Here is a 13,079-nt window from a genome sequence, read left to right as displayed (position 1 = left end):
CCATGGGCGAGGCGCCGATCACCACCCTGGTGCGCTACCAGGTCGATCCCAGCGGCGTCGCCACGGTGACTCTGGATGATCCGGCGACCCGCAACGCACTCGGCGACGCACTGCTGGACCAGCTGCTCGACCGCCTGGAGCAGGCCCGGGCCGACGACGCCGTGCGGGTGGTCATCCTGGCCTCAGCCGATGACCGGGTGTTCTCCAGTGGTGGCAACCTCAAGGCGTTCACGGACGACTCCCCGCTGATCGAGAAGTACACCGCTCTCGATCGCTTCCCCCGGCTGTTCCGCCTGCTCGGCGGACTGGGCAAACCGATCATCTGCGCGGCGAACGGCGACATGCTCGCCGGCGCGTTCGGGCTGGCACTCGCCTGCGATCTCATCATCGCGCGGGATGGCGTGCGGTTCGGCTGCCCGGAGATCAACGTGGGCGTGTTCCCGTTCATGATCTCGGCGCTTATCTACCGCAGCGTGCCGCGGGCGAAGGCGAACGAGCTCATGATGACCGGTCGGCTGATCTCCGCGGCCGAGGCCGCCGGCCTGCACATCGTGAACGCGGTGGTGCCCGCTGAGGGTTTCGGCGCCGAGGTCGACCGGTGGGCGGGGCTCGTCGCCTCCCGCTCCCCGCTGCTGATGCGGATGGGGAAGAACGCCCTGGACGCCACGCGCGACCTCCCACTCGGCGCGGCGCTGGACCATCTGCGCGGCCAGCTGGCCCTGGCCTGCGGCACCGAGGACATCCGAGAAGGTGTCGCCGCCTTCCGTGAGAAACGGGAGCCCCGCTGGTCGGGACGGTGACGGCGACGGGTCAACCCGGTTCTGTCCGGTGCGCCCGGAACGGGCTGGCCCCTCGACGTTCGGGGCATCCGCCCATTGCCGTATGGTCTCGGCGCTCGCAGCATCACATGCGGGGGCCCCGGGACTCATTCGGTCAGCTACGAAAGCGCCCAGGTCCGAGTGCCGCCGCACGGTCCGCTCTTACCTGGTTCACCAAGGCGTAGGCCTGAGTAACAATCTGCTCCGACCAGCGGTCACGGTAGAGCCGAAGGGCAGCATCCTTAACTCGATGCACAGGGGTTCCCGGGCGTCGCCGAAGTCGGATTCGAGTCGAAGGTCATCATTGTTGCTCCTGGCATCGGCTTCCGTATAAAAATCGAGCAATTCGCTCCACATTTTCATATGCGACTGCGCGATCACGGGCAAGCTCTCGATCAGCCATTCAGCACAAATATCAGATATGCGCTTCAAGTCGTCCTTGTAACGGCTCCCTGCACCCCGCTCGGATTTCCCATCCGTGCGGGGAATTTTTTGCACTTCGGGCCGAATTCGTCGCGGGACGCGCGGCGGATCCCAGGGGCCTCCCCGAGGACGCTGTCACCAACGAGCGTCGGCGGAGCCGTTCAGGGCCGCCTCCTGGCACCCTCCGCGACTGACTGCCCTCCCGAGGCCCCACGCCCAGGCCGCTGGCCAGCCTCGGCGCCGCCCTCGTACCGCTCCGCGACACCCTCCAGGGAGTGGCTCGACCACCGCCGAGCGTGACCAGCACCGACGGCTACCGGCGCCGACCGACCGTCACCTTGCCCCCCGCCGCCGACGCGGTTTGACGGCGTCCGGGACTCCCCTCTATCGTCCCATTTATAGATCGGACGTCCGTCCGATTCTTGGCACGGACTACTGCCAGCCTCTACAGAAAGGGAGGTTCCGCATGGACGAGACGCTGTCGCGGCGCATACAGATCGTGTGCGCCTACGCGGGCATCGCCTACGTCATCCTCTACGGGATCACCTTCATCGTGCTACCGCACAACTACCCGCCGCCGGATCCGAGCTGGTCCGCCGCGGAGCTGGTCCAGAACTACTACCTCAAGCACCACGACGGGATCCTGCTCGGCCAGACCCTGTCGGCGGCCACCGGCGTCCTGTACATGGTCTGGTGCAGCCAGCTGAGCGTCCAGATGTGGCGGCGCGAGCCCGCGCCGATCCTGTCACTGCTCCAGCTGACCGGCGGTCTGCTGACGGTGTGGGTCGTGATGTTCCCGCCGGCCATGTGGGCGTGGTGCGCCGCGAACGCGGGTAGCGTCGACCCAGAGATCATCAGGACGGTCCACCTGGTCGGCTGGTACTGCTTCGACATCACCTACTGGATCACCACGATCGAGGGCATCGCCGTCTTCCTCCTGGTCCTGAAGGATCGGACCCAGCCTGCGCTGATGCCGAAGTGGGCGGGCTGGCTCGCGCTGGTCGCGTCGCTCAGCTTCATTCCGCTGTCGCTCGTGCCGTACCACAACACCGGGCCTTTCGCGATCAACGGCTGGTTCAACTTCCACGTCGTCTTCATCACCTTCGGCCTGTTCATCGCCGTGTGCAGCTACTACCAGGTGGTGGACCTCAAGCGGCCGCGGATCCCGGCCACCCCCGGCCTCGCCCAGGCCATCGGCCGCAGCCAGGTCACGACCTGAGGGGTGTCCATGACGAGGGACGGAGCAGGAGTGCAGGAGGCACCGGTGCTGGATGTCGTGGTCGCCATGCCCACACGCGACCGGGAGCCGGGAACCATCGGGATGAACGCCGACGACCGGGACGCGCTCGGCCTTCGGCTGGGCGACCCGGTCACGCTGACCGGCGTGGCCAGGACCGCGGCGCGCGTCGCCGACGCGGATATCCCGGCGGGGGCGGCAGCCCTCGACGAGGCGCTGCGCGTTGGTGCGGGTGTCCGGACCGGCGAGCGGCTGACGGTCAGTCCGGTGCACACGCCCGTCGCAGCCCGGGTGATCCTCACACCGCAGTGGCGCAGGACCGGCGCGGACGACGGCGCCGCCGCGAACGGCGCCGGGCACCTCCTCCGTCTCCTCGGCCCCGACGGCCGGCGCCCGGCGGACCGGCGTCGAAGGAACCACCGGCCGGCGGACCGGAGCCGGGACGGGGCGGGCCGGGAGGACCGGCCCGCCGTTCCGGCTCCCCCCGCGATCATCGGCCAGGTCGTCAGGGCCGGCACCATCGTCACGGCAACGCGCGGCCCGCACACCGGGGAACTGCGAGTGATCGAGACTGTGCCGGCCGGCGTGGTCACCGTCGGCCCGGACACCGACATCTCGGTCGTCGATCCACGCGCCACCACCACCGGCTATGACGACATCGGCGGCCTGACCACGGAGGTCGCCCGCATCCGCGAGATGGTCGAACTCCCGCTCAAGCATCCGCGAATCTTCGAACGGCTCGGCATCGACCCGCCTCGCGGCGTCCTGCTCTATGGCCCACCCGGCAGCGGCAAGACCCTTATCGCGCGCGCCGTGGCCCACCAGACCGGAGCGGTCTTTCTCCAGGTCAACGGCCCTGAGGTGATCCAGAAGCACTATGGCGAGTCCGAGGAGCTGCTGCGCGGCCTGTTTGCCGAGGCAGGCAGGCACCCCGCCGCCGTCATCTTCTTCGACGAGATCGACGCCATCGCACCCAACCGCGAAACCGTCCTGGGCGACGTGGAGAAACGCGTCGTGGCCCAGTTGCTCGCCCTCATGGACGGTGTCGCGTCGCGCGGCCAGATCGTGGTGATGGCGGCGACGAACCTGCCCAACTCCATCGACCCGGCACTGCGCCGCCCGGGCCGCTTCGACCGCGAGATCGCCATCAATCCGCCGACCACGACGGGCCGCCTGGAGATCCTCACCATTCACACCCGGCACATGCCGCTCGCGGCGGATGTCGATCTGGAGTCCGTCGCCGCCACCACGCACGGCTTCCTCGGCGCCGATCTGGCCCAGCTGTGCCGTGAGGCCGCCATGGCACGCGCCCGTGAGGCGCTGCGCGACGACCGGGCAGGGCAATGCTCTGAGGACGCCGCGACGCTCTTCGTCCACCGGGAGGACTTCCACAAGGCCCTCGCGGAGATTCGACTGTCGACCATCCGCGAGCTGTCCAGCGACGTGCCCTACACCCGATGGGAGGACATCGGCGGTCTCGACGAGGCCAAGCGCATCCTGGGCGAACAGCTGGGCTGGCCGCTGCGCTACGGCGATCGTTTCGCCCACGCCGATGCGAGGCCACCGCGCGGCATCCTTCTCACCGGCGCTCCTGGCACGGGGAAGACCCTCCTCGCCCAGGCGGTCGGGTCGACCACGGAGGTCAACTTCATCGTTGCCAAGGGCCCGGAGCTGCTGTCCAAATGGGTCGGCGAGTCCGAGCGCGGCATCCGGGAGGTCTTCCGGCGCGCGCGGCAGTCGGCCCCGTCCATCCTCTTCTTCGACGAGATCGATGCGATCGCTCCCACCCGCGGCGCCGGCGACGGCAACTCCCAGATCGGCGACCGTATGGTCGGCCAGCTTCTGCTCGAGCTCGACGACCTCGACGCCACATCCGACGTCGTCGTGCTCGCGGCCACCAACCGCCCCGACCTCATCGATGGCGCCTTGCTGCGTCCCGGGCGCTTCGACACGGTCATCCATCTGTCCGCTCCCGACCTCGATGCCCGGCTCGCGATCCTGCGCGCCCAGTGCGCGTCCACCCCTCTCGGCCACGACGTCGACCTGTCCGCCCTCGCCGCCGCCACAGCCGGCCGCAGCGGTGCCGATCTGGCTGCCCTGTGCGGCCGCGCTAAGATGCTGGCGATCGCCGACTCCGTCACTCGCCACCCGGGACTACGATTCGAGCCCTTCACGATCGACCAGCACCATTTTCGTGCCGCTCTCGCCGCCATCACGCAGCAGGCGGAGACGCTCGAAACGGCGTAAGTGATATCAGCTCACCAGGGGAATGGACGATGAAGGCGTCGACGGTCAAGGGAGAAGCGTCAGCGGACCGGATTCTCGACGCAGCCTTCGCCTCCATCGCCGCAAAAGGGTGCGGCCAGGTCACGCTCCGCGGAATAGCCGAGGAGGCCGGCGTCGCCCTCAGCCAGCTCAGCTACTATTACGGCACCAAGGGCAAACTTTTCGCGGCAGTCCTCGCCCGCATGCAGCGAGGCTACCTTGCCACCCTCGGCACCTGGCTCGACGAACAGAAGACGCTCCGCGGTCAGGCACTGGCCCTGGTGAACTACAACGAGAATGTCCTGCGCGAAAGCCCGGACATGTATCGGAGCTTCCTGGAGTTCTTCAACTTCGCGATGAGCTCGGAGTCGTTCCGCCCATACGTGGCTGGCTTCATCTCCGAAATCTCGACCATGATTGAAGCCCGCATGACCCATCGCGATCACAGAGATGTCGAACGAGAAGGTCACTCTGTTTCCACCATCACCCGCTTCGTCCTCTCCTCATCCTTCGGCATCTCCCTGCAACACCTGTTGGCCCCGGACAACACCGACGTCCTGATGGGCTTCGAAGTCATGCGAAGCGCCTTGGCGCACATGCTGACGGAAGCAGCATAGAACCGCTGCTCTATCCAGAAGGCGATCGGGCACGTCCGCCGAAGGCAAGCCGCCCAAACGGTGGTGGGGGTGCAGGCCCGAGCCCAGCAGGACGCAGTCTGGCACCGCACCCGCACGCGGTTTTCGCTTGGTAGCCGGCCACGCCGGCATTCATCGGCACCGATGAGGGCCTCTTTTACGACGACGCCGCCCGCCTCGCCACGGAGACGCGGCCTCTCGATGAGCACTCAGTCGACATGACTCGGAGTGAGGCTGCCGGGGGCTGAGGCGACCTCGCCCTCCGGCTGTCGACTTCTCCAGTGGTCGGCGCTTCGTCTCCTTGCCGGCCGCGCGCAGCGCGGCCACACTCCACCAAGAAACTGAATGCGAATTCAGCTCCTGGGGCTGGAGGAGGTTGGCGTGTGGCTTCACCCTGAGATCCGCGCGCTCCCGGATATCGCCAGATACTGGGCGGATCGCACACCAGACAAGATCGCGTTACGCGCGGGGGCGTTGGACCTCACCTACGCGCGTCTCGCGGCGTCGACCGAGCGGCTGGGCCGTGCGCTGGTCCGTCCCAGGCTCGGGGAGGAAGGGACCAACGTCGCGTTCATCGGCAAGAACATCCCGGAGTTCTGGCTGACCTGGTTTGGGGCGAACTGCGCTGGCCGGCCGTTCGTGCCGCTGAACTGGCGGCGCACAGTCCCGAGCTCGTCGGGCTCGTCGAGGACGCCGACCCCGGTGTGATCTTCACCGACAGGGAGTTCGCCGAGACCCTGAGCCCACGTCGGCGAACGGTCCAGGCGCTCAGGGCACCTGGACCACCAGGGCGGCCAGGCTCAGACCGGCGCCGAACCCGATCAGGAGCGCGTGATCACCGGACTCGACCGCCCCCCGCTGTCGTAACGCGTGTAGAGCCAGCGGGATCGACGCTGCGGACGTGTTGCCACTGACGGCTCCCTCCCTGGCGACTACCGCCCGTCGGGCGCCGATCTTCGACGCGAGCGAGTCGACAATCCGAAGGTTGGCCTGATGCGGAACGACCGCAGCAAGGTCGTCCATCTCGATGCCTGCGCGTTCGCAGGCCGAGCGAGCGACCGGATGCACAGCAGTGGTCGCCCACCGGAAGACCGCTTGACCATCCATGCGCAGGAAGTTGGTACCGCCATCGATCTCGATCAAGGATGCCTGGGCGCCGTCATGACCCCAGGCCACTGGCCCGATGGCGGAGGGAGCGCCAAGCCCGATAATCGCCGCACCGGCGCCGTCGCCGAAGATGATCGAAGTGCCGAGATCCGCTGGATCGACGATATCAGTCATCTTTTCTGAGGCGACAACCACGACATTGTGCGCCGATCCGGCGCGGACCGCGTCCGCAGCCACGGCAGTCGCATAGCAGAAGCCGGCGCATGCGGCGTTCAGGTCCATGACGCCCGCGTTGGAAGCACCAAGCGATGCTGCTACCTGAGCCGCCACCCCACCCGCCCGCGGGTCGTTGCTGCAGGTGGCGGCAATGACCAGGTCGACCTCCTCCGCCGGTACCTGGCTGTCCGTTAGTGCCTCGTTCGCTGCGGCGGTAGCCATGACGGCGACGGTCTCATGCTCCGCCGCCGTCCACCGCGACACGAAGCCCGTGCGAGTCTCGATCCACTCGGCGGTTCGGCCGAAGCGACGCCCGAGTTCCTCACTCGTCAGGCTGTGCGCCGGCTGGTACGCGCCGAGCCCCCTGAGCCGCGCCCCTCTGCCCGACTCCGACAGCACTTCGTCCTCCGCCATCTATCCCCTTCCGTATCGCGGTGGCCGCAGCGCGCGCAGCAACGGAAGGAGCTGCACCTGCCGACCACTAGATCACGAGAAAACCCCGCCGCAGAAGCCGCACCGCAGGTCCCAGGGGCGACGGCAACGGAGCGAAACGCCACGCCGGTAGATTATCTACCTTCCTACTATCGGACATCAAACCATTCGCCTAGATAGGCTGGCCCCTCTCGCCTGACACGCGTCGTCAGTTCGAGCGAGGGGTGCCGGATGTGGCCCACATAACAAGCCACTGACGCCGGGGCAGCCAGGCAGGGCCACGGCACGTCGTTGGCCTGCCTGTCGGCCAGCGACCGGTGAGTACGAATCGGGCAGGTCAAACCCATCGCGTCCCAACGCCACCGCCTGGGCGCGCTTCCCGCCGGTCGTCAACCGGCCACCAGAACGAGGACGGTCTCAGGACACCTCTGGACATGCCGGATTCCTCGGAGCGATCATCCCAGGACGCGCAAGCGGTCGACCGTTCGCTGCAGCAACAACGAATCGACGAGGGCCGGGTCGCTCGGTGCGCCGGTCGCGACCACCGGCGGAGGGGAGCGTCGCGGCAGGTCGCATGGACGCGCCAACCGGGTGTTTTCCGGGAACGGTGGCCTGTCATGGCGCAGCGCGGCCCATACAACCCGGCCCCACGTGACCGCCATGCGGCTGTCTCCGATGCCGCGGGTAAGGGGTGCGTACCGCCCCCAGTCACCGGCAAGAGCCGCGACGATCGGAAAATCGAAGCCACGGTCGCGCGTTGCTTCGGTGCCCCGAGGGATCGGATCCTCGAGCGTGCGGTCCCACACCTCGATGATCAGATCGTTGCGGCGATAGTTAAGGCGTACCGCGAACCAGGAGACGGTCTGATCACCGGCGCGGCGATGCGAGCCGCGAGAGGCGAGCACCGCGCTTGTCGCGAGTTCCGAAAGGACAAGGACGGCGGTGTCCGTCAACTCTGCTAGGCCCCAAAGTCGGAGCTGCGCTATGACGTTCTGGCCGGCGTCGCCAATGGCATGGCGATCCGCCGGATGACGGAAGACCCGCTGCCGCACAAAGCACGGATCGACAGCGCGTTTCGGCGGGTCCGTGTTCGAACGGTGGGTCATGCGGAGCTCCGGGCGAAAAAGGGACGTCGACTGGGCGAGATGCCGCGGACAGCGCCCGCCGAGCGACGCGAGCGAGAGAACATTCCGATTCGGCACACACTAGCCGCTGAACGCCATTCCTACCATATCACGAAAGGTTATTCCGACCTTCGCTCCACCGTCGCAGAGAATATCTGTCCCAGTAAGGTAGCCCGGCTTGTCGCTGACGCAGAAGGCAAGGAGTTCCGCCAACTCGTCAGCTTTCCCGAAACGGCGAAGGGCCGCACAGTCGGCGAGCCGACGCGAGCCGCCTGCCTCCTCAAGCCGCCCCATGGAAGTATCGACCGACCCAGGCGATACCGTTAGGATGCGAGCACTCTTCTCTCCAAATCTGTGGGCCTGCGCGCCCGAGTACCGTATGACGAAGTGCTTGCTAAGCACGTAGGCCTGACTCGGCCGAATCCGCCGCGGCCCCCGGTTCGCGGCGGCGACCAGGCTGGTGTAAAGGGAATCGACATCCTTCGAAGCCATCGAATAATTGCGCCTGGACACGAGGAAGCGAGGTGCCATGTGCCCAGCAACGGAAGCGACATTCACGAGCGCAAAGCCCGCGTCAGCAACCGACAAGAACGCTTCGGTAATATTGACGGTTCCGACCGCGTTGACCTTTATGATCATCTCGGCAGAACCCATCTGTGGGCTCACACCGGCGGAATGCACGACCGCCGTGACCCGACCGAGCGAGGTCGCGAGACCGACGAGCTCGTCGACCGACTTCCGGTCGGTGATGTCGCACACCGTCGACTCGGCGTCGATGCCGAGCGCCTGCAGCTCCTCCGTCGCCCGGTCCAGGCGATCATGGTCGACGTCACACACGACCAGACGGTGGTCACGCCCGATGATTTTCGCGGTGGCCAGACCCATGCCCCCGGCTCCGCCTGTCACTACAGCGACCTTGACCACGACACCGCCTCTATCCTTGTCAGTCGCGTCCCCCGCCATCGGTCTCGTTGGCGGAAAGCGTCTCGTGCCCGCAGCGATCCAGACGGACGCCTTCGAGCCCATGGACGCCATCGCCACGGCAGAACCGTGCCTACCTGGCCGGACGATGCCGGAGTCGTCACGTACGGCACGGCCCCGTCCACCCAGGCACCGGGCGCGGCCCAGCCCCGCCTGCGCCTCCGGAGCGGCAGGTTCAGCCATCCGCGACCTCCAGAGGACGATGACCCGTCCGACGCCCCAGACAGAAGACTACGTTACGGTTCGTATTGTTAATAGCGATGGCCGTCCTTGTCTAGGCTTGGCGCTGTGACCGACGTCCGCCGGGGCCGACCCCGCAGCGACCAGGCAGATCGGGCGATCCTTGACGCGACTCGGGACCTGCTCGTCTCTGCCAACTATGAACGGCTCTCGATCGAAGCGATCGCAGCCCGGGCGGGGGTCGGGAAGCAGACGGTCTACCGCCGATGGGCCTCCAAGGCCGCCGTCGTCGCCGAGGCCCTGCTGACTGCGCAGGCCGGGCTCTCGATCGCGCCGCCCCATGACACCGGCGACCTTGCCAGGGACCTAAAGAGTTGGGTAATCCAGCACAGCCAGTGGCTGGCCAACCCGACCGCGTCCGTGATGATCCGCGCACTCGCCGCCGCGGCAGCCGACAGTCAGATCGACGCTGCTCAACTCTACGAACACCTCACCGGACCGGCCCGTGAGGCGATCCTCCACCGCCTCGACCTGGAGGCGAACCGCGACGCCCTGCGAGACGGCACCGATCTCGATGCGATCGTTGACGCCATTATCGGCACCCTGCTCTACCACGTACTTGCCCGCCACCCTGACCCACGGCTCGATCTGGGCGGGCTCATCGACATCCTCGTCAACGGCGTCCAGAACCCTCGTCTGAAGGCACCCTCCGCGGCAGATTCATCATAGGTCTGCGCGGACAATCGCCATGGTTCCACCAACTCCAGAACGTGACGCCGACAGTCGAGAACCGTGTCGGGCGAACGGCGCATCCTGGACGTCGAGCTCCCGCCGCCATCGACCCCCTACACAGCGCGACGCCGAGCGGCAGGTCAACGACGTGACGCAGCACCCGAGACATCGCCCGCGAGAACGGGCCGACGAGATCGCCGGCCCCGTTTGCGGACGGCGTTGTACCAGTAACATTCCGCGATCCGACCCAGTAGCATGAGCCCGCGGCGCGACGGAAGGTCGCACATCGCCAGACGCGCCGAATCCAGTGCACTGGTATAGCAATCGGACAAATCACGCCCTATGGTGACTAACTCTCACCACTCTAGGGTATTCGGATGGTTCGTATGCGTGACAGGTGTGTTTGGGTCGTAGGACATCTCGCAGGCCGCTGTGCCCGTTACCGCTGGCCCCTGCTCACGGCCTGGGCGGTGCTGAGCCTGGTCGCAGCGCTTTACATACGTGATTCCGATGCCACGTACACCCAGCAGGTCGCGCCGCCCGACTCCCAGGCCTCGCAGGCCATGGACCGGGTGGCTGCGGTATCCCCGGACGGCCGGCTCCCCGACCTGGAGACGGTCGTTCTGAGGGCCCGACGGGGGACCCTCGCTGACCCGCTCCCCCACGGTCAGATGACCGCGCTCATCGCCGAGGTGTCCAAGCTGCCAGGGGTGCTTCTGGTCGCCGAGCCCACCGGGCCGCTCGGCCCGGCCGTCCTGGGCATCACCCCCGTGAGCGACGACCAGCGCACCGCCATGATCGCGGTGATGATGAAGGGAGGGGCGCTCAGTCCCAACCGCGGTGCCGTACGTCACTTGATCGAGACGGCACGCGCCTACGACGGCCCGGAGCTCCAGGTCGAGATGTCCGGGCCCGGCACCACGATGATCCAGTCAGGCCACGTCTCGACCACACCACTGATCTTCGCCGTGCTCGTTGGGCTCATCCTGGTCGGCGCCGCGCTCCGCTCCCAGCCGGGAATCGTCGTCTGCCTGATCTCGGGAGCCGCCGCCGCCCTGCTCGCCGTCGCGGCCACGGCCTGGCTGGCCCACAAGACAATCATGACGCCGTTCGCTCCGATCGTCACCGGCATGCTCGCCTTCGGGATCTGCCTGGGTGGCGCGGTGGTGGTCGTCTACCGAATGCAGTCGGCACTGCTGCGCGGCGAGCACCGCGTCCAGGCCGCCGTATCGGTCACGGCGTCGTCCGGGGCCGCGATGGCGGCCGGCGGGCTGAGCCTGACTATAGCCACGCTGATCATCGGCGGTCTCGGGCTCAGCGGCTTCGGCGGAATCGCCTTCGCCGCTGCGACAGTGGGGGCAATCACCTCGCTGGTGATGCTCACCCTGCTGCCTGCGCTGATCGCGGCAAGCGGGACGCGACTGCTCGGCTGGACGGACCGCCACTACCTGTCAACCGCCGGGACCGGGCTGGGACGCAGGCCCGGACTGCGGTCATGGTGGGCCACCCTGGTGGGGCACTACCCGGCCCCGGTCGCCCTCGCCGCCGGCATCCTGCTGCTGGGCCTAGCCGCCCAGATCAGCGGAGTCCGACTCGGTGGCGGCGATGACGGCACCGAGCCGACCTCGATGACCACGCGGCGTGCCTACGATCTCATCAGCGACGGCTTCTTCCCCGGCATGAACGGGCCCATCCTTGTCGCGGTCGACCAGACCGCAGGGGCACGAGGTGGCGGGAGGACCGTGCCGGCCGCCGACATCGCCGCCGCGATCAAGGCGACACCCGGGGTGATGGTCACCGGGGTGTCCATCGACGACGCCAAACACGGCATCGCGGTGGTGCGGGTATTGCCGGCTGCCGGCCCACGGACCCGGCAGGCCAGCGACCTCGTCCGAAAACTGCGCGAGGACGTTCTCCCCGCTGTCCTGCACGGTTCGGTGACCACCGCCGATGTCGGTGGCCCCACCGCCCTGTTCGACGACGCCGCCGCCGACTTCCGGGCCGGGCTACCGATGCTGCTATTCATCGTGCTGGTCAGCGTCGCGATGGCGACCTTCCTGGTAGTGCCATCCGCGGCGCTCGCGGCCGTGCTCGGGGCCTGCGCGACACTGTCCGTCCTGGCCTCCACCGGCGCGTTACGGATGCTGTTCCAGAGCAACGGGCCCGCCCAGCGGCTCGGCGTCACAGTCAGCCCCGTCGAGCCCTACGTGCTCGTCCCGATCATCGTGGCGGTCTTCGGACTGGCCCCGGGCATGAACCTGATCCTTCTCATGCGCCTCGGCGAGCGCAGCCAAGCCGGCCCGGGGCACTCCCCCGCTGCCAGCCAGCCCTCGATACGCAACGGCGCCCGCCGCAGCCTGATCCGCAGCAGCCGGGACGGCATCCGACACGGCCATGCGGACCTCGGGCACATCGTCCTGACCATGAACATGGTCATGCTGATCGTCTTCGCCGCGATAGCGGCCCAGCCCCCGCGCGCGCTAAAGATGATGGGCCTTGGCCTGGCAGCCGGTGTCGCGGTGGAGGCGCTCCTGCTCCGCATGGCGATCATTCCGGCGGCCGCGCATCTCTGCCGCCTGCGCCAGGTCGGAACGACGCCGCGGAACGACCAGCAGATCACCGTCGGAGGGGTCCGACTGACTGTGCCCACCGTTCCCATCCTGGTCGGGTTTCCTCTGGGCTGGCAGGGCAGCCGATGGAGGAACCCATCGCCGACCCGGGACAGCATCCCCGTGCCCAACAGTCCCCGCACACCCGACCAGACCGGTGCCCGCGCCAGCACGGGAACGGCAAACCACCGCGCCCTCTACCGTTACCGGTCCCGGATTCCCCGTCATCGGACGTCCCCCGCCAGCGGCCGCCCGGAATCCCTCCCCAACTCCCGGCGATAGAACGTGAATACGAATCTGTACAGGCCACAGCCGACCAA

At 67.6% G+C, this 13,079-nt stretch carries 10 protein-coding genes; 7 read left to right on the top strand and 3 right to left on the bottom strand.

Features of this window, described 5'->3' with window-relative positions:
* Positions 1 to 2 precede the first annotated feature (2 nt).
* The 5 genes from AWX74_RS31250 to AWX74_RS31230 all read left to right on the top strand — a co-directional run bounded on the left by AWX74_RS31250 (position 3) and on the right by AWX74_RS31230 (position 6,086).
* A complete protein-coding gene (locus AWX74_RS31250; RefSeq protein WP_207550458.1) occupies positions 3 to 800 on the top strand; it encodes an enoyl-CoA hydratase/isomerase family protein in 798 nt (265 codons plus the stop codon).
* Between the two features lie 907 nt (positions 801 to 1,707).
* On the top strand, positions 1,708 to 2,460 hold the full coding sequence (locus tag AWX74_RS31245) for a hypothetical protein (RefSeq protein ID WP_091284083.1): 753 nt from the start codon (positions 1,708 to 1,710) through the stop codon (positions 2,458 to 2,460).
* A gap of 9 nt (positions 2,461 to 2,469) precedes the next feature.
* Positions 2,470 to 4,725: an AAA family ATPase gene (locus tag AWX74_RS31240; RefSeq protein ID WP_114476437.1), complete on the top strand. Its 2,256-nt coding sequence runs from the start codon at positions 2,470 to 2,472 to the stop codon at positions 4,723 to 4,725.
* A gap of 29 nt (positions 4,726 to 4,754) precedes the next feature.
* Positions 4,755 to 5,360: a TetR/AcrR family transcriptional regulator gene (locus AWX74_RS31235; protein ID WP_091284081.1), complete on the top strand. Its 606-nt coding sequence runs from the start codon at positions 4,755 to 4,757 to the stop codon at positions 5,358 to 5,360.
* A 399-nt stretch (positions 5,361 to 5,759) separates the two neighbouring features.
* On the top strand, positions 5,760 to 6,086 hold the full coding sequence (locus AWX74_RS31230) for an AMP-binding protein (RefSeq protein ID WP_091284079.1): 327 nt from the start codon (positions 5,760 to 5,762) through the stop codon (positions 6,084 to 6,086).
* 60 nt (positions 6,087 to 6,146) lie between these two features.
* Here the strand turns inward: AWX74_RS31230 and AWX74_RS31225 are convergent, their stop codons facing one another.
* The 3 genes from AWX74_RS31225 to AWX74_RS31215 form a co-directional block, all read right to left on the bottom strand.
* Positions 6,147 to 7,115, bottom strand: coding sequence for a beta-ketoacyl-ACP synthase 3 (locus tag AWX74_RS31225; protein WP_091284077.1), 969 nt, complete (start codon positions 7,113 to 7,115; stop codon positions 6,147 to 6,149).
* A gap of 473 nt (positions 7,116 to 7,588) precedes the next feature.
* On the bottom strand, positions 7,589 to 8,239 hold the full coding sequence (locus AWX74_RS31220; RefSeq protein WP_131799585.1) for an ATP-binding protein: 651 nt from the start codon (positions 8,237 to 8,239) through the stop codon (positions 7,589 to 7,591).
* A 99-nt stretch (positions 8,240 to 8,338) separates the two neighbouring features.
* Positions 8,339 to 9,220, bottom strand: coding sequence for an SDR family oxidoreductase (locus AWX74_RS31215; RefSeq protein WP_165615865.1), 882 nt, complete (start codon positions 9,218 to 9,220; stop codon positions 8,339 to 8,341).
* Between the two features lie 306 nt (positions 9,221 to 9,526).
* Here AWX74_RS31215 and AWX74_RS31210 point away from each other — a divergent pair, with 306 nt between their 5' ends.
* Entirely contained in the window at positions 9,527 to 10,147 is a 621-nt protein-coding gene (locus tag AWX74_RS31210; RefSeq protein WP_165615864.1) for a TetR/AcrR family transcriptional regulator, read from the top strand.
* A 473-nt stretch (positions 10,148 to 10,620) separates the two neighbouring features.
* Positions 10,621 to 13,041 (top strand): MMPL family transporter, encoded by a 2,421-nt coding sequence (locus AWX74_RS31205; protein ID WP_165615863.1) that lies wholly within the window; start codon positions 10,621 to 10,623, stop codon positions 13,039 to 13,041.
* The last annotated feature ends 38 nt before the right edge of the window (positions 13,042 to 13,079 follow it).

This window comes from Parafrankia irregularis (assembly GCF_001536285.1).
GTDB classification, from domain to species: domain Bacteria; phylum Actinomycetota; class Actinomycetes; order Frankiales; family Frankiaceae; genus Parafrankia; species Parafrankia irregularis.
Note: the sequence above shows the minus strand (reverse complement) of the source record. Positions and strands in the feature narration are given on the sequence as shown.